General features: G+C 69.3%; 25 protein-coding genes and 1 other RNA gene. 18 read left to right on the forward strand and 8 right to left on the reverse strand.

Annotated elements, in window-relative coordinates; translation table 11 throughout:
• Positions 1-2 precede the first annotated feature (2 nt).
• The gene (locus ACIQTT_RS01625; RefSeq protein ID WP_402785095.1) at positions 3-566 is read left to right on the forward strand and encodes a hypothetical protein; all 564 of its coding nucleotides are present in this window, start codon (positions 3-5) and stop codon (positions 564-566) included.
• A gap of 125 nt (positions 567-691) precedes the next feature.
• Positions 692-1,006, forward strand: coding sequence for an HU family DNA-binding protein (locus ACIQTT_RS01630; protein WP_247622327.1), 315 nt, complete (start codon positions 692-694; stop codon positions 1,004-1,006).
• Positions 1,007-1,042: 36 nt separating this feature from the next.
• Here the strand turns inward: ACIQTT_RS01630 and ACIQTT_RS01635 are convergent, their stop codons facing one another.
• Complete coding sequence (locus ACIQTT_RS01635) at positions 1,043-2,131, reverse strand: AAA family ATPase (RefSeq protein ID WP_402785098.1); 1,089 nt, start codon at positions 2,129-2,131, stop codon at positions 1,043-1,045.
• A gap of 272 nt (positions 2,132-2,403) precedes the next feature.
• On the reverse strand, positions 2,404-3,333 hold the full coding sequence (locus ACIQTT_RS01640; RefSeq protein ID WP_402785101.1) for a methyltransferase family protein: 930 nt from the start codon (positions 3,331-3,333) through the stop codon (positions 2,404-2,406).
• Positions 3,334-3,374: 41 nt separating this feature from the next.
• On the opposite strand from ACIQTT_RS01640, the gene ACIQTT_RS01645 reads away from it, so the two are divergent.
• Positions 3,375-4,328 carry an L-lactate dehydrogenase gene (locus ACIQTT_RS01645; RefSeq protein ID WP_402785104.1) on the forward strand — a complete coding sequence of 318 codons (954 nt, stop codon included), beginning with the start codon at positions 3,375-3,377 and terminating at the stop codon, positions 4,326-4,328.
• Between the two features lie 76 nt (positions 4,329-4,404).
• On the opposite strand, the gene ACIQTT_RS01650 is transcribed toward ACIQTT_RS01645, so the two are convergent.
• Positions 4,405-5,169, reverse strand: a complete 765-nt coding sequence (locus ACIQTT_RS01650; protein ID WP_402785107.1) for an SDR family oxidoreductase — start codon at positions 5,167-5,169, stop codon at positions 4,405-4,407.
• 100 nt (positions 5,170-5,269) lie between these two features.
• On the opposite strand from ACIQTT_RS01650, the gene ACIQTT_RS01655 reads away from it, so the two are divergent.
• Entirely contained in the window at positions 5,270-6,106 is an 837-nt protein-coding gene (locus ACIQTT_RS01655; RefSeq protein WP_402785110.1) for a helix-turn-helix transcriptional regulator, read from the forward strand.
• A gap of 7 nt (positions 6,107-6,113) precedes the next feature.
• On the opposite strand, the gene ACIQTT_RS01660 is transcribed toward ACIQTT_RS01655, so the two are convergent.
• Positions 6,114-6,962, reverse strand: a complete 849-nt coding sequence (locus tag ACIQTT_RS01660) for an aldo/keto reductase (RefSeq protein WP_402785113.1) — start codon at positions 6,960-6,962, stop codon at positions 6,114-6,116.
• A gap of 42 nt (positions 6,963-7,004) precedes the next feature.
• On the opposite strand from ACIQTT_RS01660, the gene ACIQTT_RS01665 reads away from it, so the two are divergent.
• From ACIQTT_RS01665 to rnpB, 4 genes are all read left to right on the forward strand, one after another.
• A complete protein-coding gene (locus tag ACIQTT_RS01665; RefSeq protein WP_402785115.1) occupies positions 7,005-7,430 on the forward strand; it encodes a YchJ family protein in 426 nt (141 codons plus the stop codon).
• A gap of 33 nt (positions 7,431-7,463) precedes the next feature.
• Complete coding sequence (locus ACIQTT_RS01670) at positions 7,464-8,195, forward strand: zinc ribbon domain-containing protein (RefSeq protein ID WP_402785118.1); 732 nt, start codon at positions 7,464-7,466, stop codon at positions 8,193-8,195.
• 19 nt (positions 8,196-8,214) lie between these two features.
• Positions 8,215-9,918, forward strand: a complete 1,704-nt coding sequence (locus ACIQTT_RS01675; protein WP_402785121.1) for a bifunctional 3'-5' exonuclease/DNA polymerase — start codon at positions 8,215-8,217, stop codon at positions 9,916-9,918.
• A gap of 35 nt (positions 9,919-9,953) precedes the next feature.
• Positions 9,954-10,316: RNase P RNA component class A (gene rnpB, locus ACIQTT_RS01680), an RNA gene on the forward strand.
• 61 nt (positions 10,317-10,377) lie between these two features.
• On the opposite strand, the gene ppgK is transcribed toward rnpB, so the two are convergent.
• Positions 10,378-11,124, reverse strand: a complete 747-nt coding sequence (gene ppgK / locus ACIQTT_RS01685) for a polyphosphate--glucose phosphotransferase (RefSeq protein ID WP_402785124.1) — start codon at positions 11,122-11,124, stop codon at positions 10,378-10,380.
• A gap of 69 nt (positions 11,125-11,193) precedes the next feature.
• On the opposite strand from ppgK, the gene ACIQTT_RS01690 reads away from it, so the two are divergent.
• Genes ACIQTT_RS01690 through ACIQTT_RS01705 form a run of 4 tightly spaced genes read left to right on the forward strand, consistent with a single transcriptional unit; the run spans position 11,194 to position 16,701 of the window.
• Positions 11,194-11,397 (forward strand): SPOR domain-containing protein, encoded by a 204-nt coding sequence (locus ACIQTT_RS01690; RefSeq protein ID WP_402785127.1) that lies wholly within the window; start codon positions 11,194-11,196, stop codon positions 11,395-11,397.
• A gap of 13 nt (positions 11,398-11,410) precedes the next feature.
• Positions 11,411-12,748 (forward strand): type I glutamate--ammonia ligase, encoded by a 1,338-nt coding sequence (glnA, locus tag ACIQTT_RS01695; protein WP_391478136.1) that lies wholly within the window; start codon positions 11,411-11,413, stop codon positions 12,746-12,748.
• 9 nt (positions 12,749-12,757) lie between these two features.
• Positions 12,758-15,733 carry a bifunctional [glutamine synthetase] adenylyltransferase/[glutamine synthetase]-adenylyl-L-tyrosine phosphorylase gene (locus ACIQTT_RS01700; protein ID WP_402785130.1) on the forward strand — a complete coding sequence of 992 codons (2,976 nt, stop codon included), beginning with the start codon at positions 12,758-12,760 and terminating at the stop codon, positions 15,731-15,733.
• A gap of 47 nt (positions 15,734-15,780) precedes the next feature.
• Entirely contained in the window at positions 15,781-16,701 is a 921-nt protein-coding gene (locus tag ACIQTT_RS01705) for a diacylglycerol/lipid kinase family protein (RefSeq protein ID WP_402785133.1), read from the forward strand.
• On the opposite strand, the gene ACIQTT_RS01710 is transcribed toward ACIQTT_RS01705, so the two are convergent.
• The 3 genes from ACIQTT_RS01710 to ACIQTT_RS01720 form a co-directional block, all read right to left on the reverse strand.
• Positions 16,688-17,845: an AI-2E family transporter gene (locus ACIQTT_RS01710; RefSeq protein ID WP_402785136.1), complete on the reverse strand. Its 1,158-nt coding sequence runs from the start codon at positions 17,843-17,845 to the stop codon at positions 16,688-16,690. The genes ACIQTT_RS01705 and ACIQTT_RS01710 overlap by 14 nt on opposite strands.
• Before the next feature lie 112 nt (positions 17,846-17,957).
• The gene (locus ACIQTT_RS01715; protein ID WP_402785139.1) at positions 17,958-18,584 is read right to left on the reverse strand and encodes a response regulator; all 627 of its coding nucleotides are present in this window, start codon (positions 18,582-18,584) and stop codon (positions 17,958-17,960) included.
• Positions 18,581-19,762 (reverse strand): sensor histidine kinase, encoded by a 1,182-nt coding sequence (locus tag ACIQTT_RS01720; protein WP_402785142.1) that lies wholly within the window; start codon positions 19,760-19,762, stop codon positions 18,581-18,583. The genes ACIQTT_RS01715 and ACIQTT_RS01720 overlap by 4 nt, the downstream gene beginning before the upstream one ends.
• 162 nt (positions 19,763-19,924) lie before the next feature.
• Between ACIQTT_RS01720 and ACIQTT_RS01725 the strand changes: the two genes are divergently transcribed.
• The 6 genes from ACIQTT_RS01725 to ACIQTT_RS01750 all read left to right on the forward strand — a co-directional run bounded on the left by ACIQTT_RS01725 (position 19,925) and on the right by ACIQTT_RS01750 (position 24,412).
• Positions 19,925-20,992: an ABC transporter permease gene (locus tag ACIQTT_RS01725; protein ID WP_402785145.1), complete on the forward strand. Its 1,068-nt coding sequence runs from the start codon at positions 19,925-19,927 to the stop codon at positions 20,990-20,992.
• A complete protein-coding gene (locus ACIQTT_RS01730) occupies positions 20,989-21,684 on the forward strand; it encodes an ABC transporter ATP-binding protein (protein WP_402785148.1) in 696 nt (231 codons plus the stop codon). The genes ACIQTT_RS01725 and ACIQTT_RS01730 overlap by 4 nt, the downstream gene beginning before the upstream one ends.
• Positions 21,685-21,726: 42 nt before the next feature.
• Complete coding sequence (locus ACIQTT_RS01735) at positions 21,727-22,065, forward strand: YciI family protein (protein WP_402785151.1); 339 nt, start codon at positions 21,727-21,729, stop codon at positions 22,063-22,065.
• Between the two features lie 33 nt (positions 22,066-22,098).
• Positions 22,099-23,037: a glutaminase A gene (glsA, locus tag ACIQTT_RS01740; protein WP_402785154.1), complete on the forward strand. Its 939-nt coding sequence runs from the start codon at positions 22,099-22,101 to the stop codon at positions 23,035-23,037.
• A gap of 219 nt (positions 23,038-23,256) precedes the next feature.
• Positions 23,257-23,847, forward strand: a complete 591-nt coding sequence (locus ACIQTT_RS01745) for a WhiB family transcriptional regulator (protein WP_402785157.1) — start codon at positions 23,257-23,259, stop codon at positions 23,845-23,847.
• A 76-nt stretch (positions 23,848-23,923) separates the two neighbouring features.
• Positions 23,924-24,412 carry a hypothetical protein gene (locus ACIQTT_RS01750; protein WP_402785160.1) on the forward strand — a complete coding sequence of 163 codons (489 nt, stop codon included), beginning with the start codon at positions 23,924-23,926 and terminating at the stop codon, positions 24,410-24,412.
• The last annotated feature ends 44 nt before the right edge of the window (positions 24,413-24,456 follow it).

A 24,456-nucleotide genomic window follows, 5' to 3' on the forward strand; every position in this document is an offset into this window, starting at 1 on the left:
GGATGGTCGATCTGCGATCCCGCACGCACGGTCCGGGCGCGACGAAGGGCGTCAACCTCGTGGTCCTCGCCTATGACGACCGCGTCGAATCCGATGCCGGTACCGAGGAACCGGTGCACCATCTGGACGCACGGGTGCACCCCGGTGACCGTCGGGCGCCGGGGCAGACCGAGCTCGCGCTCGTCCCGTCGAAGGACGAGCCGTCCGAGGGCGAGTTCGAGAATTCCGCGCGGTACACCGCGGCCCAGTTCTCCGCGGTCGTCGACGCGGCGGGCGAGAACACGGCCCCGCTGCTCGACGCGCAGGGGACCGTCGTCGGCCACGCCTACGGCGTGAAGGCTGACCTGCTGATCAATGGCGGCGATGTGGTCGTGAACACGAAGACCCTCGAGGCGACCGAGCTCTCGGTGGATGCCGATGAGCGCGGTCTCGCCATCCGTGCGCAGATCGACGCCTCGACCGCCGCCGCACGCACGGCCCGAGAGATCGCGAAAACACGGAAGAATCAGGTGAAACCGGAGTTCACCGCATATACCAAGGAAGAGGCACTATCCTCTGAGGGGTAAGGGCTGGGGCCTCGCTGATCCCGGTTCGTCGCAGGGGGGCCTTCGACGAATCACCGGTGCAGCTGTCAAGGGCGCAGCGCAAGACGCTCGGTGACGGGCGAACACACCAGGGGACGGTACAGAGCATGAGCACATCCAAGACGCTCGAGGCCAATCGCGTGAGCAAGCGCGAGTTCGTACAGCGATTCGCGCGACGCGGGGGAATCTCCGTCTTCGCGGCGCAGACGGCGTACAACGCGATGATCGACGAACTCCTCGATCTCGTCAGTCAGGGCAACACCGTCACCCTCACCAACTTCGGCAAGTTCTACCCGCAGACCCACAAGGGGCACCGCGTGCAGTTCGGCAAGGACGAAGGCACCGGTGAGGTCACCGACTACACGGTGCTCAAGTTCTCCGCGACGCGCGAGGTCAACCGGCGCGTCAAGGTCACCGACTGAGCGACGTCACCGAGTGAGCGACTCCGGGCTCGGACGTCAGAGCCCGAAGCCGTAGGTCGCTTGAGCGACGAGCGCGAGGCTGACGGTGGTCGGATAGATCTCCGGCTCCTCGTCGTCGTCGCCGAGCAGGTCGAGTCGATCGATCGGCACGAAGATGCTGCCGTCGGGTTCGAAGATCAGGTCGCGGGGAACGAACGACGCGAAGAGCGAACGTGTACCGTTGCGCAGCTCGAACGTGCGCCCGACGTCTCCACGTTCGAACAGGTTCATCTCGACCTCGTCGAACCAGATCTTGCCGTCGGGGAAGCGCGCCTCGATCCGATACGTGCCCGGCTCCACGGCCTTGATGTTGAGATCGTCGACGATCTCGGCGAAGAGTGTGTCGGGCTGCTGCAGCTCGAAGGCGATCGCACGCAGATGGTCGTAGTTCAGGCGCGCCCGTCGTGAGAACAGCGCGACGTTCTCGATCTCGTCGGGGTGCGCGTTCGGCGCCTGATCGAGAAGGTACTGCCGCACCTCGTCGGGGCCCGGGTAGTCGAAGCGCAGGTGGTAGTGGAAGCGGCCGGGGCGATTGACGAGGTACGTGCTCACGTCGGCGAGCGCATTCACCGAGAGGCAGTAGACCCGCTTCACCGAGGAGAGCCCATCGAACAGCGAGAGGAACTGGTTCTGCCGGTTCAACCCGTCGGTGATGCCGCGCCGCCCCGCCGGGAAGATCTTCTCGAACTCGTCGAAGACGATGAGGCACTCGTCGAGGCTGTCGAGGAACTCCACGATGCCGTCGTGGTCCTCGGAGACGACGACGACGGGGAGCCCCTGCTCTCTGGCGGCCTCCGCGACCATCCTCAGGAACAGGGACTTGCCGATCCCCTTGTCGCCGGAGAGCATCACGCCGAGGCTGCGGTCGGAGAGCGCGTAGGAGCGGAAGATCTTGGCGACCTTGCGATCGCGGCCCCCGTACACGCGCTCCGTCCCGACGGTCAGGTCATCGATGCGCACGAGACTGAAGCCCTCTTTCGAGGTGAAGCTGACCCGATAGGTGCCCAGAGGGAAGGCCTCGTGGGTGCGCACGGCGTCGTCGTAGACGCGCACGTGACCGCCGGTCTCGATGTAGGTGCTGGACAACACCCTCCTCCTTTCGCTCCCCGATGGTCGATCGGTGGGGTTCGTGGCTCGCTCGACGGCCCGCACCGCCCTCGGTGGGCGGAGCGACACGGGTGGAGCACGAGGTTCCCACGAGTAGGGGAGTCACGCAGGAACCGGAGGACGGGCGGTGGGGGATCCGCCCGGGATACCATTTCACGTCGGAGGCCCGGACGACAAGCGACAAACGGCGTGTCGGGGCCGATATCTCTTCGTTTACGTGCACACGGCCCCTCGGGCGGGCCAGGGTCCGGTCAGCCCGCGATCGTTCGGTGCGTTCGGCGCGGCACCCAGCAGGACACCCGGTCGCGGTAGTCGGAGTACTCGTCGCCGAATCGCTCCGCGAGGTCGGCCTCTTCGATCGGTCGCACGACCGTGTTCCACACCAGGGACCCGAAGAGCGCGTAGACCACGACCAGCCAGGAACCGAGTACCAGTCCGACCGCGACGCCCTGTGCGATGCCGGCGACGGCCATCGGGTTGCGTACGAAGCGGTAGGGGCCGGCGATCACGAGATGGCGAGCCATCTCGGAGGGGAGGGGCGTTCCCTCGCCGAGCATCGACATGGTGACCGCCGACCAGATACCCAGGACCGTCGCCGCGAGGAACAGTGCGACACCGGTCAGGCGGACCGCCAGCGGCAGCTCGAGGTGCAGACCCCATCGGAGCTCGATCACGGCGATGAGCGCCGGCAGCAGGCCGAGGAACATGCCCCAGAAGAACAACGTCTGGAGTCCGGTGCGCGCCATCACCCGGCCGCGTCCGCTCACGCGGGCGGCGCGGAAGGCGAACGGCCCGCGGGCGATCCATTCGAAGGGTGCCCGGCCGACGATGATCACGATGCCGGCCGCGAGGCTCCCGGCCGCCGCGGCGACCATCAGCAGCGCACCCCACCCGGCCATCCCCGTGACGGTCGCGTACACCGCCATCCCGACCGCCACGAGCACGGTCCAGGAGACGACGACCCGGACCGCGGCTCGTACGCCGAAGGCGGCGAGCGCCGACCCGCCGACGAAGAGAGGGATGTCGGCGATCGCGATCGGCAGGACGGGGAGTCCGTCGAGCGTCGCCGCGCGGATCGCAGGGAGGAAGAACACACCGAGCCACCAGCATCCGCCTGCCACCGCCTGCAGCGCGAAGTACGCGCGCGCCGCCGGGGGAGCGATGCGGATGCCGGCGAACACCGCCCCATGCTATCGACCCGACCACCTGGCACACTGGGCGCATGGAGATCATCGAGAACTCGAAGCTCACGGTCGTCGGCGCGGGAAGCGTCGGCTCGAGCGTGGCCTATGCCGCGCTGATCCGCGGGTCGGCGCGGCACATCGCTCTCTACGACATCGCGACCGAGAAGGTCGAGGCCGAGGTGCTCGACCTCGCGCACGGCACGCAGTTCACGGGTACGAGCGACATCATCGGCGGCAGCGACGTCTCCGTCGCCGCGGGCTCGCACGTGGTCGTGATCACCGCCGGGGCGAAGCAGAAGCCCGGCCAGACGCGCATCGAACTCGCCGACGTGAACGCGGGGATCATCCGACGCATGATGCCGCAGCTGCTCGAGGTGGCGCCGAACGCCGTGTACGTGATCGTCACCAACCCCTGCGACGTACTCACCGTCATCGCCCAGCAGGAGACGGGGCTGCCGCCCGAGCGGATCTTCGCCTCCGGCACCGTGCTCGACACCTCGCGGCTGCGCTGGAAGCTGGCGCAGCGGGCCGGTGTCTCGACGGCGAGCGTGCACGCGCACATCGTGGGCGAGCACGGCGACACCGAGTTCCCGCTGTGGTCGCGCGCCACGATCGGGACGGTGCCGATCCTCGAGTGGGAGACGCCCGAGCATCCGCGTTTCACGCTCGCCGAGCTCGACGAGATCGCCGTCGACGTCCGCGATGCGGCGTACAAGGTCATCCGGGGCAAGGGAGCGACGAACTATGCGATCGGCCTCTCGAGCGCCCGGATCGTCGAGGCGATCCTGCACGACGAGCACGCCGTGATGCCGGTGAGCACGGTGCTCGACGACTTCCACGGGATCGATGGCGTCGCGCTCTCGGTGCCGTCGATCGTGAGCGCCTCGGGTGCCGTGCCGATCCGCAACACGTCGTTCTCCGACGGCGAGCTGGCGCTGCTGCGGGGATCCGCCGACGCGCTTCGGTCGGCCGCGGCGACGCTCCGCTCCTGACGGCGTCCGACGTCGAGAGCGGGCTCCGGGATCGGGTGGCGGGGCGCCGAGTACAGAGGCGACGCCCCGCCCGCTCTCACTTCCCGTGCGGGTCCGTACGGTTCAGCGCGGCGACCACCTGCGCGTAGTCCCCGCGCGCTTCGCCGTAGCGGAGGAACTTCACGCGCTCGACCTGCACCTCGGTGGCGTCGGGTCGGGTCTCGATCAGCGTCATGACCTCGGAGACGAACTCGTCGAGCGGCATCGCCGCGTCGTTCTCGGCGTGACCGGGCATGAGGTCGGTGCGCACGGCCGGCGGCTCGAGCTCGATGACCGAGATGCTCGATCCGTCGAACTGGAGGCGCAGCGATTCGCTGAGCATATGGATCGCGGCCTTGCTCGCGTTGTACGTCGGCGTGACCCGCAGCGGGGCGAAGGCGAGACCGGAGGAGACGGTCATGATCGTGGCGTCGGGCATGCGATGCAGGTGCTCGACGAACGCGGCGATGAGGCGGATCGGTCCCAGGACGTTCGTGGTGACGATCTCCTCGGCCGTGGCGAGGAAGCCCTCGGGCGTGCGCCAGTCCTCCGCGCGCATGATGCCCGCCATCGTGACGAGCACATTGAGCGAGGGATGCTCGGCGAGCACGGTGCGTGCAGCGTCCTCGATGCTCCGTGCATCCGCGGTGTCGATCTGCACGGTGCCGAGATCCGGATGCTCGGTGGCGATCGCCTCCAGACGGTCGGTGCGCCGGCCGCCGACGATCACGGTGTTGCCGCGATCGCGCAGGCTCAGGGCGAGCGCGAGACCGATGCCGCTCGTGGCGCCGGGGATGAAGATGGTGTTTCCGCTGATGTTCATGTGTCCAGCCTCGGGCGATCGTACGGACCGCTCCAGAGACGGATGATCCAGGGACCGGCCGTCCCTGGATCGCGCGGACGGACCGGGGGATACTCGTGGGGTGGATCGTGATGCGCTGGCCGACTTCCTCCTGCGACGACGGGAGGCGCTGACCCCCGACGATGTCGGGCTACCGGCGGGACCGCGCCGACGGACCGCGGGATTGCGCCGCGAGGAGGTCGCTCAGCTCGCGACGATGTCGACGGACTACTACACGCGCCTCGAGCAGCGCCGTGGCCCGCAACCCAGCGCGCAGATCCTCGCGTCGCTGGCGCGGGCGCTCCGACTCAGCGAGGACGAACGCGACTACCTCTACCGGTTGTGCGGCTACAGCGCCCCCGACCGGGCGCACGTCACGGACTACGTGCGTCCCGGCATCCTGCGCGTGCTCGACCGTCTGCACGACACCCCGGCGTTCGTCGTCTCGGTTCTCGACGAGGTGCTCGTGCAGAACGACGCCGCCCGGGCGCTCCTCGGAGATGCCAGTGCGTTGTCGGGGCTCGAGCGCAGCGGCATCTACCGGTGGTTCGCGATGCCGGAGACCGAGCGGCGGCGCTATCCCGAGGCCGACCACGCCCGTCAGAGTCGTGCTCTGGTGGCGTCGTTGCGCGCGGCTCACGGCGTGATGGGGGCGCGGTCGCGCGCCGGCGAGATCGCCCAGGAGCTCTCGGCCCGCAGCGACGAGTTCACCGGCCTCTGGGAGAACCACGAGGTGAGCCGGCGCTTCGAGCAGCACAAGACGATGATCCACCCCGAGCTCGGCGAGATCGAGGTCGACTGTCAGGCGCTGTTCACCGAGGACGAGTCCCAGGCGCTCATCGTGCTCACCGCGGCACCGGGCAGCGAAGCGGCGAGCAAGCTCGAGTTCCTGCGCGTGCTCGGGACGCAGAAGGTCTGATCGTCGGTCACGATTCCTCGTGGTGCGCGGGGTCGGCGTCGAAGAGACGCCCGTCCGCACGCCCGAGGCCCGTGATCGCCAGGACCTCCGCCTCGTCGAGCGCGACCTCGGCGGCGGCGAGGTTCGCGACCTGGTGCTCGAGCGACGACGCCTTCGGGATCGAGACGGTGCCGCGGGCGACGTGCCAGGCGAGCACCGTCTGCGCGGGAGAGATGCCGTGCGAGGCGGCGACCTCGCGGATCACCTCTTCGTCGAGCAGTTCCTTCGCGCGGCCGAGCGGGCTCCACGCCTCGGTGAGGATGCCGTGCTCGCGGTGGTACGCCAGCTGCTCGCTCTGCGGGAAGTAGGGGTGCACCTCGATCTGGTTCACGACCGGGCGCACGCCGGTCTCGCGCTCGATGCGCTCGAGGTGCTCGGGCAGGAAGTTCGAGACGCCGATCTGACGCACGACCCCGCGCTGCTGCGCGTCGACGAGCGCCGCCCACGCCTGCACGTACTCGTCCTGGCTCGGGTTGGGCCAGTGGATGAGGTGCAGGTCGGTGATGTCGAGACCGAGGCGCGACCGGCTCTCCTCGATGCTCGTGCGTGCCTTCGCCGAGGGGTGATGGCGACCGGGGAGCTTCGTGGTCACGATGATCTCGTCGCGATCGACGTCGGATGCCGCGACCCCGCGTCCGACCGACCCCTCGTTCTCGTAGTTGAAGGCGGAGTCGATGAGGCGGTACCCGGCACCGATGGCGCCGGTCACGGCATCCGCCCCGGCATCGCCGTTGAGAGCGTACGTGCCCATACCGATCGCCGGCAGGGCGAATCCGTTGTGGGCGGTGAACGTGGGGATGGCGGGCTGGGTGCTCACGGTGCTCCTTCTCGGTCGGTGTCTCGAGCGTACGCTGGAGGGATGACACCCGAGGCGGAGATGGCGCCGCATGACGCCCCGATCGCGGATTCGACCCGGTGCCCCTGCGGATCGGGCGAGCTCTTCGGCGGATGCTGCGGTCCGATCCTCCGGGCCGAGACGACCGCCCCGACGGCGGAGCGGCTGATGCGATCGCGCTACACGGCGTTCGTGGTCGGCGACGTCGCCCACCTGCGTGCGACCTGGCACGACTCCACGCGACCGGCATCCATCGAGATCGAACCGGATCTGCGCTGGCGGCGACTGGTGGTGCTCGACCGGGAGGCGGGCGGTCCGTTCGACCGTGACGGGGTCGTGGAGTTCGCGGCGCACTGGGTGCAGGACGGCGCTCGCGGCGCGCTGCACGAACGCAGCAGGTTCGTGCGCGAGGAGCGCCGGTGGCTGTACGTCGACGGCGACCTGCTGTGATGGCGGCGCCCGTCAGACGATAGATTGGACAGTGTGAACGCCAGCTCCGAACATCAGCGCATCCTGCTCGACATCGCCGACCTCGACCGGCGCATCGCGCAGGCCGATCGTGCCCGCACCCATCCCTCGCAGGCCGCGCGGATCAACGAGCTGGTGGCGATCCGTCAGGAGCAGCTGCGTGAGCTCACCGCCCTCACCGGCACCCGCGACGACGCCCGCACCGAACTGACCCGTCTCGAGTCCGACGTGAAGCTCGTCGAGCAGCGGCGGGCGCGCGATGCCGAGCGCCTCGCGGTCGCGACCGATCCCAAGCAGGCGCAGGCCCTCGAGCACGAGATCGCGAGTCTCACCCGCCGCCAGAGCGACCTCGAAGACGCCGAGCTCGACGTGATGGGGCGGGTCGAGGAGTCCGAGGCCGCTGTCGCCGCTCAGCAGGCGCTCATCGACATCACGACCGCCGAGGGCTCGACCCTCAGTGCGCAGGGCAAGGCCGACGTCGCCGCCGCTGCCGAGCTCGGTGTGCAGCTCGCCCGCGATCGCGCGGCCGTGGCCGAGAGCATCCCGGCGCCCCTGCTTGCCGAGTACACGCGGCGCGCGGCGAACAGTGCGGGTGCCGCTCTGCTGACCCGTGGCACGTGCGAGGGGTGCCGCATGATGCTGCCGGGCACCGACCTCGCCGAGATCCGTCGCTCCGCCGAGGACGCGGTCGTCTCGTGCCCCGAGTGCGGCTGCATCCTGGTGCGCACGGAGGAATCGGGACTGTGATGCACGCGGCGCCCTCGTCGTGAGCGCGTCGCCCACATCGTCCGAGCGACGCATCCTGCTGGTCGCCGACGGCAGCGGCGCCCACGTCGCGGTCGACCTCGATACCGCCGACGTCGAGATCCGTCGAGTCAGTGTGAGCGCGCGCGATCTGCCCGGCTGGGTCGCCGAATCCGAGCAGCGCGACGCGCCGCGCTGGGTGATCCGCAGTGCGCGCGAGACCTATGCGCCGCTCCTCGCCGAGGGCGTCCGCGTCGGGCGCACCCACGATCTGCTCCTGTGTCATGCGATCCTCCGTGACACGGCATCCGTCCCACACCCGCTGGAGCCGTCGGAGGACTGGATCCGCCGGGAGGCTCCCGATGCGGCGCCCGGGTTGTTCGACCTCTTCGAGGCGGACTCCGCGCGCGTGGATCCTGTCGCCGAGGCCCTGGAGCAGTACCGTGCGCAGCGTCGCGTGATCGCCGCCGCCTCGGACGGCCGGTTGGCCCTGCTCTGCGCTGCCGAGTCCGCCGGTGGCCTCGTGGCCGAGGAGATGCGCGCGGCCGGGGTGCCCTGGAACGAGGGCGTGCACGACGAGATCCTCACCGACACGCTCGGCGCTCGATCACTCGCGGGCGGACTCCCGGCGAAGATGGTCGCGCTCGGCGAAGAGGTGCGCACCATTCTCGGCGACGCCACGCTGCACCTCGACAGTCAGCCCAAACTGCTGCGCGCGCTGCATCGCTCCGGGGTGCCCGTCGAGTCGACGAGCAAGTGGGAGCTCGCGCAGTACGAGCATCCGGTCGTCGAACCGCTGCTGGCGTACAAGAAGATGTCGCGTCTGCTCAGCGCCAACGGGTGGGTCTGGCTCTCCGACTGGGTGCATCACGGGCGCTTCCGCCCGGTCTACATCCCCGGCGGCGTCGTGACGGGGCGGTGGGCGTCGGCCGGCGGGGGAGCCCTGCAGCTGCCGCGCAGTCTGCGCCCCGCCGTGCGGGCGGACCCCGGGTGGACGCTGGTGGTCGCCGATGTCGCCCAGCTCGAACCCCGCATGCTCGCGGCGATGGCGTCCGATGCAGCGATGGCGCGCGCGGCGCAGGGCACCGATCTGTACGCCGGGGTGGTCGACTCCGGAGCGGTGGCGACGCGTGAAGAGGCCAAGTACGCCGTGCTCGGCGCCATGTACGGCGCGACCACCGGTGACAGCGGCCGCCTCGTTCCGCGGTTGCGCAAGGTCTATCCGCGCGCGATGGCGCTCGTCGACGCCGCGGCGCGCACGGGGGAGGACGGCGGGATCGTCTCGACCTGGCTCGGGCGCTCGTCGCCGAAGCCGTCCGCCGAGTGGGCGGCCCTCCAATCCGCAGCCACCGGCGCGGATGTCGATCCGGTGCTGGTGGCGCAGGCGCGCCGCCGCGCGCGCGACTGGGGCCGTTTCACCCGCAACTTCGTGGTGCAGGGCACCGCGGCGGAGTGGTCGCTGATCTGGCTCGCCGAGATCCGGCATCGGTTGCGCGGCCTGCCGGCTGCGGCGACGCCGGCCACGGCATCCGGTCCCTTCTCGGCGGCCGCGCACCTCGCGTTCTTCCTGCACGACGAGGTGATCCTGCACGTCCCGGCCGAACTCGCGGATGCCGCGGCCGACGCCGTGCGCGAGGCGGCGGCCGTCGCGACCACACGCCTGTTCGGGACGTTCCCGATCGACGTGCCACTCGATCTGCGCATCACCGAGTCCGCCGAGAAATGACGCGCGGCCGGGCGTCGTAGACTGGCAGATGCGAATGGGTCGACTGGACGGTCGCGTGGCGGGCAACCGCACCGAGGAACGTCCGGGCTCCGCAGGGCAGGGCGGTGGGTAACACCCACCCGGAGTGATCCGCGAGACAGTGCCACAGAGAGTAGACCGCCCCCGGTCCGCCGGGGGTAAGGGTGAAAGGGTGGTGTAAGAGACCACCGGGGGACATGGTGACATGTCCCGCCAGGTAAACCTCGCCCGGAGCAAGGTCAGACAGAGGATGTTGACGCGGCTCGCCGAGTCCTCGGGTAGACCGCTGGAGCGGCACGGCAACGTGTCGCCGAGAGAGATGGCCGTCGAAGGGGCGAAGAACCCCGGAACAGAACCCGGCGTACAGGTCGGCCCATTCGCCTCGACGTGAAAGGCCCGGTGACCATCAGGTCACCGGGCCTTTTCGTGATCTCGAGGGCGTCAGTCGCCGGCGAGCGAGGCTGCGCCGATGATGCCGGAGTTGTTGCGGTGGATCGCCGGGACGATCGGGGTCTTCAGGTCGAGGAGCGGGAGGAAGTCGCCCGCGTTCTTCGACACGCCGCCGCCGACCACGAACAGGTCGGGACTGAAGAGGAACTCGATGTGCGAGTAGAACGCCTGCAGGCGCTCGGCCCATTCGGTCCAGGTGAGACCCTCGCGCTCGCGCGCGGAGGTCGCGGCCCACTGCTCGACGGACTCGTACTCGCGGAAGTTGAGGTGCCCGAGCTCGGTGTTGGGCAGCAGCACGCCGTCGTTGATGAAGGCCGAGCCGATGCCGGTGCCGAGGGTCGTGAGCAGCGTGAATCCGCGCACGTCGCGCGCCGCACCGTGGCGCGCCTCGGCGACACCCGCGGCATCCGCGTCGTTCACGAACACGATGTTGCGGCCGAGGCCGTCGCGGAAGAAGCGCTCCGCGTCGAAGTCGACCCACTCCTTCGAGACGTTGGCCGCCGAGAGCGTCTTGCCGCGCTTCACGATGGCCGGGAAGGCCACGCCGAGGGGCAGGGTCGACTCGTGCACGTCGAGGGTCTTGAGCACCGTCTGCACGGCCTGCAGCACGTCGGCCGGAGACGCGCCCTCGGGCGTAGGGACCCGCACCCGATCGGACGCCATCGTTCCGTGCTCGAGGTCGACGATTCCTGCCTTGATTCCGGTACCGCCGATGTCGACGCCGATCGCTTTTGCCATGACCCACAGCATAGCGACAGGCGTCCGCGCCAGTAGGATCGATGACATCAGACGACGAAGGGACGGGCCATGTCGGACGGCGAACACAAGTACTGGTACAACCTCGAGACCAAGCAGGTCGAATACGGGATGATCTCGCAGTCGATCGACCGCGTGGGCCCGTTCGACACCGAGGCCGAGGCCGCGAACGCACCCGAGACGCTGAAGGCGCGCTCCCGCGCCTGGGCCGATGAAGAAGCGGCCGAATCCGGCTGGGACGAAGGAAAGGGCTGAGGCTCCGCACGATATGGACAAGCAGAGAGACTTCGTCCTCCGGACGATCGAGGAGCGCGGCGTCAAGTTCGTCCGCCTGTGGTTCACGGATGTCATCGGAACCCTCAAGTCGGTCGCCATCGCGCCGGCCGAGGTCGAGGGCGCGTTCGCCGAGGGCATCGGCTTCGACGGCTCGGCCATCGAGGGACTGACGCGCAGCCATGAGTCCGATCTGCTCGCGCAGCCCGATCCGACGACGTTCCAGACTCTGCCGTGGCGCGGCGAGATCGATCCGACCGCCCGCATGTTCTGCGACCTCACGACGCCCGACGGCCAGCCAGCGGTCGCCGACCCGCGTCACGTGCTCAAGCGCACGCTCGCCAAGGCCGCCGACGCCGGGTTCACGTTCTACACGCACCCCGAGATCGAGTTCTACCTGCTCAAGTCGTCGCAGTACGGCCCGGAGGGGCCGGTTCCGGTCGACTCCGCCGGATACTTCGACAACGTGCCCGGCGGCACGGCGCACGACTTCCGCCGTCGCTCGGTGCGGATGCTCGAAGACCTCGGCATCTCGGTCGAGTTCAGCCACCACGAGGGCGGTCCCGGTCAGAACGAGATCGACCTGCGCTACGCCGACGCCCTCACCACCGCCGACAACGTGATGACGTTCCGCACGGTGATCAAGGAGGTGGCGATCGAGCAGGGCGTCTACGCGACGTTCATGCCGAAGCCCCTCAGCGGTCACCCCGGCAGCGGGATGCACACGCACATGTCGCTGTTCGAAGGCGACCAGAACGCGTTCTACGAGGAGGGCGCGAAGTACCAGCTCTCCAAGACCGGGCGTCACTTCATCGCCGGCCTCCTGCGCCACGCGAACGAGATCTCGGCCGTGACGAACCAGTTCGTCAACTCGTACAAGCGCCTGTGGGGCGGTGACGAGGCGCCGAGCTTCGTCACGTGGGGGCATGCCAATCGTTCCGCGCTCGTGCGCGTGCCGATGTACAAGCCCAACAAGGGGCAGTCCTCGCGCGTCGAGTATCGCGCGCTGGACTCCGCCGCGAACCCGTACCTCGCCTACGCGCTCATGCTGGCCGCGGGCCTCAAGGGCATCGAGGAGGAGTACGAGCTCCCGCCCGAGGCCGAGGACAACGTGTGGTCGCTCAGTGACGCCGAGCGCCGTGCGCTGGGCTACTCGTCGCTGCCGGCGAGCCTCGACCACGCCCTCGAGTACATGGAGGACTCAGAGCTGGTCGCCGAGACGCTGGGGGAGCAGGTCTTCAACTACGTGCTGCTCAACAAGCGCAAGGAGTGGGAGGCGTACCGCGGCCAGGTCACGCCGCTCGAGCTGAAGAACAACCTCGAGCTGCTCTGAGCCGTGCGCATGGCCCGTCCGGACGATTCCTTCTCGCTGTCCGCGCTGGCTCGACTCGGATTCGATGAGCTCGGCGAGGCCGCGGAGGCCCTCGCCGAGCTCGCCGAGTTGCTCGGTCGCTCGCGCGCCGAACTGCTGACGGGGGCGGATGCCGCCGACCCCGATGCGGCCGTGCGGGGGATGCTACGGGTCGCCCGACGCGACCCCGCGCCGCTCGCCGCCCTGCTCGACGGTGGAGAGACCCAGCGTCGCGCCTGGCGCGTGTTCGGGGCATCCGAGGGGCTGGCGGACTTCTTCCTCCGCAATCCTGCGGAGCTGGCGGTGCTCGCCGACGACATCGATGCATTGCCGACCGCGGACGACCTCACCCGGGCACTGCTCGCCGGTGTCGGAGCGGTCGACGGATTCGCACGGTCCGGCGGCGACGACGAGATCGTTGCGCTCCGGGTCGCTTACCGCCGCCGCCTCGCAGCCATCGCGGCCTACGATCTCACCCGGACGGCGCCGGTCGAGGCTCTGGCCGACGTGGCGGCGGCGCTGGCGGATGCGTCGGGCGCGGCGCTCGAAGCCTCGCTGGCCGTCGCGCGCAGCCGGTTGCGCGAGACCGTCGACGCCCGCGAGGTGGCCGCCGTGCGTCTCTCGATCATCGGGATGGGCAAGGCCGGTGCGCGGGAGCTCAACTACGTCAGCGACGTCGATGTGATCTTCGTCGGCGGCACGGCCGATGAGGAGATCGTCTCCGAGTCGCGTGCGATCGACCTGGCGACGAAGCTCGCCCGCGAGACCATGCGCGGCTTGAGCGGCATCGAGAAGGAGCCGCCCCTCTGGGAGGTCGACGCGAACCTGCGGCCGGAGGGCAAGCAGGGTGCTCTGGTCCGCTCGCTCGGCTCGCACCTGGCCTACTACGACCGCTGGGCGAAGAGCTGGGAGTTCCAGGCCCTGCTGAAGGCTCGTCCTCTCGCCGGCGATGCCGAGCTGGGGGCGGAGTACATCGGCGCCGTGCAGCCGAAGATCTGGTCGAGCGCGGCGCGCGAGAACTTCGTCGACAGCGTGCAGCGCATGCGCGAGCGGGTCAAGGAGCACATCGACCCGGAGGATGCCCCGTACCAGCTCAAGCTCGGCGAGGGCGGACTGCGTGACATCGAGTTCACCGTGCAGCTGCTGCAACTGGTGCACGGGCTCACCGATGCGACTCTGCGCACGCGCGGCACCCTCGAGAGCCTGGAGGCCCTCGTCGAAGGCGGGTACATCGGTCGAGCCGAGGCGACGACCTTCGCCGACGACTATCGCGTGCTCCGTCTGATGGAGCACCGGCTGCAGCTCAAGGAGCTCAGCCGCACCCATCTCCTGCCGCGGACCCCGGCGGGGCTCCGCATCCTGGCGCGCAGCACGGCCCTGGCCGACAGCGGTGACGGCATCTGGGCGCGCTGGGAGAGCGTCCGGCGCGAGGTGCGCGAGATCCATACCCGGTTGTTCTACCGGCCCCTCCTCAGCGCGGTCGCCGCTCTGCCCGAGGGCGAGCGGTCCCTGTCGACCGCGCAGGCTCACGACCGTCTGGCGGCGATCGGCTTCCGCGACCCTGCGGGCGCACTGCGCCATATCGGCGCGCTGACGAGTGGCCTCAGCCGCAAGGCCACGATCCAGCGCCACCTCATGCCGGTGATGGTGCGGTGGTTCGCCGACGGCACCGACCCCGACTACGGCCTGATCGCGTTCCGCCGCATCAGTGAGCGCCTCGGCAATACGCACTGGTTCCTGCGCATGCTGCGAGATTCCTCGGGCGCGGCCGAGAGTCTCACGCGGATCCTCTCGACGTCGCGGTACATCGGCGAGCTGATGGAATGGATCCCCGAGTCGGTGGCCTGGCTCGACAGCACCGAGTCCCTGCGCCCGCGCGGCGGTGCTGCGCTGTCGGAGGAGGCCCGGGCGATCCAGACGCGGCACGAGACGATCGGCGACGCACTCCGCGCCGTGCGCGCGCTGCGGCGTCGCGAGCTGCTGCGCACCGCGATGGGCGGAGTGCTCGACGTGCTCACGATCGAGGACGTCGCGACGGCGCTCACCGACATCACCGAGGCGACCATCCAGGCCGCACTGCGCGCGGTGCTGCGCGAGGTCGTGCCGCCCGAGGACGACGCCCTCGACTTCGCGGTGATCGCGATGGGCCGGTTCGGGGGCGCGGAGCTGGGCTTCGGGTCGGATGCCGACATCCTCTACGTGTACGCGGCGAACGGCGTCGATCCCGATCGTGCGCAGACCCTCGCGACGAAGATCGTCGCCGGGCTTCGCGAGCACGTCACCGATCACCGCCTCCCGCTCGATCTCGACGCGGGGCTCCGCCCGGAGGGGCGCAACGGCCCTGTCGTGCGCTCGATCGAGGCGTACGCCGAGTACTACCGCCGCTGGTCGCTTTCCTGGGAAGCGCAGGCCCTCCTTCGGGCGCGTGGCGTCGCGGGCAGCGCCAAGCTGATCGCGCGCTTCACCGAGCTCGCCGACACGATCCGCTACCCCGCGGCGATCGATCTGCAGGGCACCCGCGAGATCAAGCGAATCAAAGCGCGCGTCGAGGGGGAGAGGCTCCCCCAAGGTGCCGATCCGCGTCGCCATCTCAAGCTCGGTCCCGGCACACTCAGCGATGTGGAGTGGCTCGTGCAACTGCTCCAGCTGCAGCACGCGCATGCCGTGCCCGGGCTTCGCACGACATCGACGCTCGGTGCGCTCGGCGCGGCGGTCGATGCCGGCCTCCTCCCCGCCGAGGCCGCTGATCGCCTCCGCGATGCCTGGCTGCTGTCGAGCCGTCTGCGTTCGGCGATCACGATCCTCACCGGTACGACCAGCGACGTGCTTCCGGCGGATCGCCGCGAGCTCGACGGCATCGCGCGGATCCTCGGCTATCCCGATCGCTCGGCCACCGACCTCGAAGAGGAGTACCTGGGCGTCACCCGCCGCGCCCGCAAGGCGTTCGAGCAGGAGTTCTACGGCTAGACCCGTGTCGACTTGCTATCGGGGGTCGCGCACTCCAGGCTGGGCGAATGAGCGCATCTCGCATCGGCATCGTCTGGAACCCTTCGAAGATCGATGAGGACGGACTCCGCGCCGCCGTCGACGAGGTCTTCGCCGGCGGCGACACGGTCCGCTGGTGGGAGACGAGCGTCGACGACCCCGGCCGGGGCATGGCCGAGGAAGCGATCGCCGCGGAGTGCGACACCGTGATCGCGGTCGGGGGCGACGGCACGGTGCGGGCCGTCGCCGAGGCCCTGGCCGGCACGGAGGTCGCCCTCGGCATCGTCCCGCAGGGCACGGGCAACCTGCTCGCTCGCAATCTGGGCGTGCCGCTGAACGGCATGATCCCCGCCCTGGAGCGGGTTCGCGATGCGACACCCCAGCACATCGACCTCGGCTGGGTCGACTTCGACGGCCAGACGCGGGCGTTCGCGGTCATGGTCGGCTTCGGCATCGACGCGCAGATGCTGGTCGAGACCGACGACGACCTCAAGTCGAAGGCCGGCTGGCTCGCATACGTCGAAGCCATGGGGCGTGCCCTGTCCGGCACCGAGATGACCGACATCACCGTCACGATCGACGACCGCGACCCGCAGGAGGTCCGCGGACACACGATGCTCATCGGCAACTGCGGGATGCTTCAGGGCGGCATCCGTCTCCTGCCCGATGCGCAGCTCGACGACGGGCTGCTCGACATCCTGCTCGTGAGCTCCGAGGGTCCGCTGCAGTGGCTCGACACAGTGCGTTCGTTCGTGTGGGACAACGGCATCCGCCGCCTGCTCACGCGGGGCGACGAGGCAGTCAGCACCGATTCTGCGCAGCACCTCGCCGTGGAGAGGATCGCGGTGTCGCTCGCTCAGCCGCTCGTCTTCGAGATCGACGGTGAGGAGATGGGCGAGATCACTCAGTTCGCGGTGCGGGTGCAGCCGGGAGCGCTCACGGTGCGGTGAGCGCCGGCGGCACCTGCTTGCGGTCCTGAGCGGGGAACACGACCTTCTGCACGATGATGATGATGCTCGCGGCCACCGGGATGGCGACGAGTGCCCCGAGGATGCCTCCGAGCGCGCCGCCGGCGACGGCGGCGATCACGACGAGGGCCCCCGGCACGGCCACGGCCTTGTTCATGATGCGCGGGGAGAGCACGTAGGCCTCGATCTGCATGTAGACCAGGTAGTAGATGATGGCGATGAGCGCGGTCACAGGGCTGATGAACAGGCAGATCAGTGAGTTGATGATCGAAGCGGCCAGGGTGCCGACCAGCGGGATCATCGATCCGATGAAGGCGATCAGGGCGAGGAGTGCCGGCACCGGTGCGCCGATGATGCTGAGGAAGATCAGGCTCAGGATGCCGTTGACGAGGGCGAGGCTGGCCTGACCCATCACATAGCGGCCGACGGCACCGGAGACGTCTTCCAGCAGACCGCTGAACGTCTCGCGCTGGTAGGCGGGCACGAAGCGCGTCGCGACCTTCTTCATGCTGCGCAGCGATGCCATGAAGTAGAGCGTGAGGATGAGCACGATCGTCACACCGGTGAAACCGCCCGCGATGCCCGCTCCGACGGCGAATACGCCCCCGCTGATGTTGAGGATGTTGCCGGGGTCCTGCACGAAACTCAGAACTCCTTGCGCAGCATCCTCGAATGTCGACCCGAACTGGGCCGTCACATCCTGGAACCAGGCGCTGGCCATGAAGTCCTCGACCATCTGCGGGCCGTCGTTGACGAGGTTGGTGATCTGCTCGACGAGGATCGGGACGATCGCGAGGATGATTCCGGCGAAGGCGAGCACGACGACGGCGACGACGATCGCGACGGCGGCGGGGCGCGGGAGCTTTCGCTCGATGAACGCGACGATGGGGTCGAGCCCGAGGGCGAGGAAGATCGCGACTCCGATGTAGACGAAGACCGTGGCCAACTGGCCGACCATCCCGCCGATCGCGAGGGCCACCAGCACGCCGAGCGCCCCGAGCAGGCCGAACATGAAGGGGTTGGTGCGGGCAGCGGCGGTCACCGAGCTCACCTTCCGGGTGGTGCGCCCGAATTCGGGTCCCGATTCGATGGTCTCGGAGGTCGGGACGGTCTTCTTACGGCGCATGGCGTTCCCCTCGGTAGTGCAGACCTCTCAGTTGACCACCGCGCACGACCCGGGTCAAGCAGGGACACGCGGGCTTGCGCAGGCCATCGTTCTGTGCCTGTGGAGGGCGCGGTCAGCGCAGGATGCCACGGTGCCGGGCTTCCGATACTGCAGCAGTGCGCGACGTCGCGTCGAGCTTCGTGTAGATGTGCGCGAGGTGCGACTTGACGGTCGTCTCGCTCACGAAGAGTTCGCTCGCGATCTCGGTGTTCGTGTGGCCGGCTTCGACGAGTTCGAGCACCTGGATCTCCCGCGCGCTCAGGCTGGCCTTCGGGGCGCGCATTCTCTGCAGCAGCCGGGTGGCGATGACGGGCGCGAGTGCGCTCTCCCCGGCCGCGGCCGCACGGACCGCCGCGGAGAGCTCGTGCGGCGGCGCGTCCTTCAGCAGGTAGCCGCTCGCGCCCGCTTCCACCGCCCCGAGGATGTCGGCGTCGGAATCGTAGTTCGTGAGCACGAGCACGTACGGCGGCGCGTCGAGTGAACGGATCCTCCGCGTGGCCTCGGCACCGGATCCGGCCGCTCGGGCGCCGAACTGCAGATCCATGAGCACGACATCGGGGTTCGCGCGCTCCGCGGCGGTGATGGCCTCATCGGGGGTCGAGGCCTCCGCCACCACATCGATGTCGTCGTCGAGAGCGAACAGAGCGACCAGCCCGGCGCGGACGATGGGATGGTCATCGACGACCAGGAGACGGATCACGCGCGGCCCTCGAGAGCCAAGGAGACGCGCAGAGTGGTCCCCGTGCCCGGAAGAGAACGGACATCGAGCGTGCCGCCGAGTTGATCCACACGCTCGCGCGTCGCCCGCAGTCCGAACGAATCCGAACGGGCGGGGCGGTCGGTGGCGAGGGCGGCGTCGAACCCTCGGCCGTCGTCGGAGATGACGAACTCCAGGTCCCCGGGACTCAGGGTGAGGGCGATCGTCGCGGTGCGCGCATCGGCGTGCTGCAGGACGTTCGACATCGCTCCCTGGGCGATCCGCAGCAGCGCGGTCTGCACGTGCATGGGAAGATCGACCGTCTCCGAGACGCGCACGTCGACGTCGAGTCCCTGCGTCGACCAGTGGTCGTCGGCCAGTCGGCGCAGGGCGCCCGCGAGACCGTGGTCATCGAGGTCCGGGGGAGCGAGTTCGCGGATGAAGCGGCGCGCCTCGCCGAGATTGTCTGCGGCGGTCTCGCGGGCGAGGCGGATGTGCTCGATCCCCGGTCGCTCCGGATCCGCCCGCTCCGCCGCATGGAGCAGCATCTGGATGCTCGACAGCCCCTGCGCGAGCGTGTCGTGGATCTCCCGCGCGAGACGTGCTCGCTCCGCCAGCACGCCCGACTCGTGCTCGGTGGTCGCCAATCGGTCGCGGGTCGCGAGCAGCTCGCGCATGAGATCCTCCCGCTGTCGTGCCTCCTGAGCGAGGGCTTCGTAGCCGAGGCCGATCAGGAGGGCGACGCCGGCACCGACGAGTGGACCGACGACCCCGCCGACGGTCCACTCGCTGTGCAGACCGAGCGTGCAGATCGCCACCCCGGTCGCCAGGAGCAGGGCGAGCGTGCCCCATCGGCGCCCGAGCACGTGCAGGTAGAGGAAGAACAGGGGGAACACCAGGTACGCGGCCTCGGCGGTGAGGAAGACCAGGACCACCCATTCGACGCTGACCGCGGCGAGCCACGTACCGGTGAGCCAACTCGAGCGAGAGGTCGAACGGGCCAGTGCCGCCCCGAACCCGTACGTCGCCAGAAGGATGAGGGTGAGGACGATCGCCGGCAGGCTCGTCGGAGTCGGGGCGAGGAAAGCCCGCGCGATCACGAGGCCGCAGAGGGCGGCGAAGAGGAGATGCAGCCCCGTGCGCAGCCCCGTGAAGACGGGCGTGAGCGGGGTATGGGCCATGCCTCGAATCCTACGCTTCGGGGTGTTCGCCGCATCGTCCGAAAGGACGATTCCGGCGCCGTCCGAGCGGTCGGGGAGCACCGTGCGCACGGCCGATGATCCCGACGGTTCGAGCCGGGAGAGTGGGAGCGTCGTCATCCGGCGGCAGGAGAGGAACCCCGCATGTACATCGCCCTGCGCGACCTGCGCTTCGCCCGCGGACGCTTCGTCCTGATCGGCGCCGTCGTCGCTCTCATCACCGTCCTGGTCGGATTCCTCAGCGGACTGACCGGCGGCCTCGCTGTGCAGAACATCTCCGCCGTGCTCGGCATACCCGGAGACCGCATCGTCTTCGCCGAGCCCCGTGCGGACGGTGGACCGAGCTACGCGGAGTCACGGGTCACCGCGGAGCAGGCATCCGCCTGGGAATCCACCGCAGGCGTCGGATCCGTGCAACCGATCGGCATCAGCCAGACGCGAGCGGAGACGGATGACACCGTCGCCTCGGTCGCCGTCTTCGGCGTCCAGCCCGACTTCGCGCCGCAGGCGCCGGCAGCCTCCGGTGAGCTCGTGCTCTCGCGCCCGGCGGCGGAGGAGCTCGGTGCGACGGTCGGTGACTCGGTCACGATCGCCGGCACCGAGTACTCGGTCACAGGGATCGGGGGAGACGACTGGTACAGTCACACCCCCGTCGTGCAGATGACCCTCGAGGACTGGCAGGTGTATGCGGCGGTGACCGGCAGTCCGGATGCCTATGCGACGGTGCTCGCGGTCACGGGCTCACCCGAGTGGGTGGCGGCGGACAGCCGGATCGAGACCCGATCGACGACGGTCGTGGGCTCGCTCACGGCGCTGAGCGCGTTCCGTTCGGAGATCGGGTCCCTGCTCCTCATGGTCGCGATGCTCTTCGGCATCTCGGCGCTGGTCATCGGCGCATTCTTCACCGTGTGGACGATGCAGCGCACCCCCGACATCGCGATTCTGAAGGCCCTCGGTGCCCGCACTTCGGTGCTCGTACGCGATGCGCTCGGGCAGGCGGCGCTGGTGCTCGTGGCGGGCATCGGACTCGGGATCGGCGTCGTATCGATCCTCGGGACGCTTGCGGGCTCCGCGCTGCCGTTCCTGCTGAGTCCGCTCACCACCGTGCTTCCGGCCGCGCTGATGATCGTTCTCGGTCTCGCCGGCGCTGCGTTCGCCCTCCGTTCCGTCACCTCCGCCGACCCCCTCACCGCACTCGGGAGCAACCGATGATCCGCCTCGAAGACATCACCCTCACCTTCCCCGACGGAGACGATCGCGTCACCGCCGTCGACCACGTCACGCTCTCGTCGTCCCCGGGCGAGGTGACGGCGATCACCGGGCCGAGCGGCTCGGGCAAGTCGAGCCTGCTGGCGGTCGCGGCCACACTCATCCGGCCGGACTCGGGTCGCGTCGTGATCGACGGCGTCGATGCCACGAGGCTGAGCGCGGACCGGGCGACCGAACTGCGACGCTCTTCGATCGGCATCGTCTTCCAGCAGTCGAATCTCCTGCCGTCGCTGACCGCCCGCGAACAACTCGTGGTCATGAACGAGCTCGGTGGCGGTCGTCCGCGGCGACACCGTGCGGCCGCGACCCGACGTGCCGAATCGCTTCTCAGGGATGTCGGCCTCGCAGAGCACCTCGACAAGCGTCCGCACCAGCTCTCGGGAGGACAGCGTCAGCGCGTGAACATCGCCCGTGCGCTGATGAACGAACCGAGCGTGTTCCTCGTCGACGAACCCACCAGTGCACTCGACCAGGAGCGCGGGGCGAGCATCATCGACCTCCTGCTCCGTCTGACCGACGAGCGGCGCACGTCGACGTTGCTCGTCACCCACGATCTCGTCCATCTTCCACGGATGCACTCCGTGGTCCAGCTCGTCGACGGACGTATCGATCACCCGGCTGCGGCCACGCTCTGAGTCGCTCTTGCGCACGCCCCTCCCGCGACGCACCATCGGAGCATGACCAAGTACCTGATCTCGTTCCCCGCCGAAGCGATGGATCTGACGGAGGAGGAGTTCCCGGATGTCGTCGAGACCTCGCACGCCGTGATCGAGGAGGCGAAGACGGCGGGTGTCTACGTCTTCGGCGGCGGGATCGACGAGGACGTCGCTCCCGTGCTGGTGACCGGTCGCGGTGCCGTGAGCGACGACACCTACCCCGGGGTGCGGATCACCGGTGGGTTCCTCGTTCTCGAGCTCCCCACGAGGGCGGATGCCGTCGACTGGGCTGCGCGGGTCGCGCGCGCGTGCCGGTGCCCTCAGGAGCTCCGGGAGTTCGGGTACGACCCGGCGAGCTGACGAGCCTCGGCCCAGGCGTGACAGGCTGGAACCATGAACTCTGCGGTCGATCCCCTCTCCTACGATCTCGACGGCGTGCGCGACCGGGCGCTGCGCGAGCGAGGGGGCGCCGTCGACGACAGCATCCCGGAACTCGCCGATGCCGACCCCGACCTGCTGGGCATCGCGCTCGTCACGCTCGACGGCGAGACGAGGGCGACCGCTCAGGCCGACGTGCGGATCAGCATCCAATCCGCCGTCAAGCCGTTCCTCTTCGCCCTGGCGCTCCAGGACCACGGACCCGAGGCTCTCGATCGTCTGGGCATCGAGCCGACGGGGGAGGCCTTCGACGCGATAAAGCTGGAGAGCGGCACCGGTCGCCCGCCTAACCCGATGGTCAACGCCGGTGCGCTGCTCACCTCGGCGCTGGTGGACGGCGCGGACGCCGGCGCCAGAAGTCGGCGGATCCTCGCGGGACTGTCGGCTTTCGCGGGTCGTGACCTGAGCGTCTCCGAAAGCGTCGCCGAGAGCGAGCACCTGCTCGGCGATCGCAACCACGCGCTCGCACATCTCATGCGCTCGGAGGGCACGCTGCAGGTCGGCGCCGACGAGGCGGTCGCCGTCTACGCCCGCGCGTGCGCCGTTCTCGTCGACGCGCGCGACCTGGCAGCCATGGGCGCCACGCTCGCCGCCGGAGGGCGGAACCCCCGCACCGACGTCGAGGTCGTGGGGGCGGACGTCGCACGCGACGTCGTCTCGGTCATGGCGACCTGCGGCGTGTACGACGGGTCGGGGAGGTGGATGCGGCAGGTCGGTGTGCCGGCGAAGTCGAGTGTGTCCGGCGCGATCGTCCTCGCGGCGCCGGCGGCGCTGGGAGCGGCCGTGGTGAGTCCGCCGCTCGACGAGCAGGGGACCAGCGTGCGCGGACATCACGTGAGCGAGGTCCTGAGCCGGGAGCTCGGCCTCCACGCGTTCGCGATGCCGCGTCGCTGAGGGTGCCGGAGAACGAAAGAGCGCCCCACCGGCCGAAGCCGGTGGGGCGCTCTTCTCGATCCGGGATCAGACGCCGAAGTACAGCTCGGACTCCTGACGGGTAGTTGTCCAGGCCAGCACGCGACAGAGAACCGCGTAATTCCGGGCTTCTGGGTGATGGGGAGTGATGGGGATGACAGGGGCAAATCGGACGTTCTGCGGACTTTCTGCGGACTCACGATGACGCAAGAGTGGCTGAGCTACGCCGAGGCAGCGAGACGGACGAAGAGCAGCACCGCGACGATCAACAGGTGGCGTCGCGAAGGCATGCCGATGGAGTGGCGCACCGATGACGGCGGGCAGCGCTCGCGCGTCGTCGAGCTGCAGGTGCTCCTCGAATGGTGGCGGTCGAAGATGGCGTCTAACCCCGCGCACTTCTACCGGCTGCGGAAGCGGGCGATAGAAGCGGGCATGACGCCCCCGCAGCGGCCGGCTCCGAAGCCTCGAATTCTCACCGGTCAATATGACCGGTTGGCACCAGAGGAGGCGCCCGTGGAGCGCCCGAAGATCGAGATGCCCCGTGTGCGCGCCAGCGACGAGTACGACGCGCTGACGGCCTCTCTGCGCCACGTTGAGCCCGCATGCCGGGACGACGACGACTTCACCGCCGACAGGCCGACGCCCGAGGTGATCGAGCGCATGCGCGCCGTGTGCGCCTCGTGCGACGTGCTCGAGCGCTGCAGCGTGTTCGCGGCGGCGGAGCGTCCGACGGGCGGGTTCTGGGCGGGGGAAACGGACGCTGAGCGCCGCACTACCCCCGCCGTCGCCTAGTCGTCATTCTGACGGGTGAGGTTGCGGCAGGAGGTGCCGTTACCTTGCGCAGCTCTCTGGCTGCCACACTGACGGCATGAAGCTCACCCTCTCAGATGCCAGCCAGGCCCTCACCATCGCTGACTGGATCCAGGTTCTCGTCGTCATCACCGCGATCGGCGCATCGATAGTCGCGCTCGTCATTGCCGCGAAGGACCGCAAGAACGCGGTCCGAATCGCAGAGGATGATCGGCGAACGGCGATCGATCAGGCATTGCTGCTGTCGGAACTCGAGGCCGCGAAGCGACTCGCAATCCTGGAGGCGCGCGGTGGGCACACGGACCCGGTCGTTCGAAAGGACATGGGCGCGGAGACGCTCGCCTTGACCGCTCTCCTCGGCCCGGAGCGTGTGCCCGCGATGTGGAAGCGCCGGGTGCCGAAGTCCGACGAGGAGCTGCGCGCGTACATCAACGACGAGAGCGAGCCGCAGTTTCTCCGCGACGCCGTTGAAGCGGAGAGAGCGGTGTACGACATCCTCAAGGATCTGCGCGCGCTGCGCCCTGCCAGCGGCACTGACAAGGGGTAACACTGCTCGGCCACCGCGGCACCCCGGCGGCCGATAGTCCCCCG

It is taken from the genome of Microbacterium sp. NPDC090225, assembly GCF_044772365.1.
In the GTDB taxonomy this organism is placed as follows: Bacteria; Actinomycetota; Actinomycetes; order Actinomycetales; family Microbacteriaceae; genus Microbacterium.

Coding starts and splice junctions, on each gene's coding strand:
- ACIQTT_RS01730 (WP_402785148.1), top strand. CDS start 20,989: ATGATCCGCCTCGAAGACATCACCCTCACCTTCCCCGACGGAGACGAT.
- ACIQTT_RS01745 (WP_402785157.1), top strand. CDS start 23,257: ATGACGCAAGAGTGGCTGAGCTACGCCGAGGCAGCGAGACGGACGAAG.
- ACIQTT_RS01720 (WP_402785142.1), bottom strand. CDS start 19,762: ATGGCCCATACCCCGCTCACGCCCGTCTTCACGGGGCTGCGCACGGGG.
- glsA (WP_402785154.1), top strand. CDS start 22,099: ATGAACTCTGCGGTCGATCCCCTCTCCTACGATCTCGACGGCGTGCGC.
- ppgK (WP_402785124.1), bottom strand. CDS start 11,124: ATGGCAAAAGCGATCGGCGTCGACATCGGCGGTACCGGAATCAAGGCA.
- glnA (WP_391478136.1), top strand. CDS start 11,411: ATGGACAAGCAGAGAGACTTCGTCCTCCGGACGATCGAGGAGCGCGGC.
- ACIQTT_RS01710 (WP_402785136.1), bottom strand. CDS start 17,845: ATGCGCCGTAAGAAGACCGTCCCGACCTCCGAGACCATCGAATCGGGA.
- ACIQTT_RS01630 (WP_247622327.1), top strand. CDS start 692: ATGAGCACATCCAAGACGCTCGAGGCCAATCGCGTGAGCAAGCGCGAG.
- ACIQTT_RS01725 (WP_402785145.1), top strand. CDS start 19,925: ATGTACATCGCCCTGCGCGACCTGCGCTTCGCCCGCGGACGCTTCGTC.
- ACIQTT_RS01625 (WP_402785095.1), top strand. CDS start 3: ATGGTCGATCTGCGATCCCGCACGCACGGTCCGGGCGCGACGAAGGGC.
- ACIQTT_RS01735 (WP_402785151.1), top strand. CDS start 21,727: ATGACCAAGTACCTGATCTCGTTCCCCGCCGAAGCGATGGATCTGACG.
- ACIQTT_RS01700 (WP_402785130.1), top strand. CDS start 12,758: ATGGCCCGTCCGGACGATTCCTTCTCGCTGTCCGCGCTGGCTCGACTC.
- ACIQTT_RS01665 (WP_402785115.1), top strand. CDS start 7,005: ATGACACCCGAGGCGGAGATGGCGCCGCATGACGCCCCGATCGCGGAT.
- ACIQTT_RS01645 (WP_402785104.1), top strand. CDS start 3,375: ATGGAGATCATCGAGAACTCGAAGCTCACGGTCGTCGGCGCGGGAAGC.
- ACIQTT_RS01690 (WP_402785127.1), top strand. CDS start 11,194: ATGTCGGACGGCGAACACAAGTACTGGTACAACCTCGAGACCAAGCAG.
- ACIQTT_RS01750 (WP_402785160.1), top strand. CDS start 23,924: ATGAAGCTCACCCTCTCAGATGCCAGCCAGGCCCTCACCATCGCTGAC.
- ACIQTT_RS01650 (WP_402785107.1), bottom strand. CDS start 5,169: ATGAACATCAGCGGAAACACCATCTTCATCCCCGGCGCCACGAGCGGC.
- ACIQTT_RS01705 (WP_402785133.1), top strand. CDS start 15,781: ATGAGCGCATCTCGCATCGGCATCGTCTGGAACCCTTCGAAGATCGAT.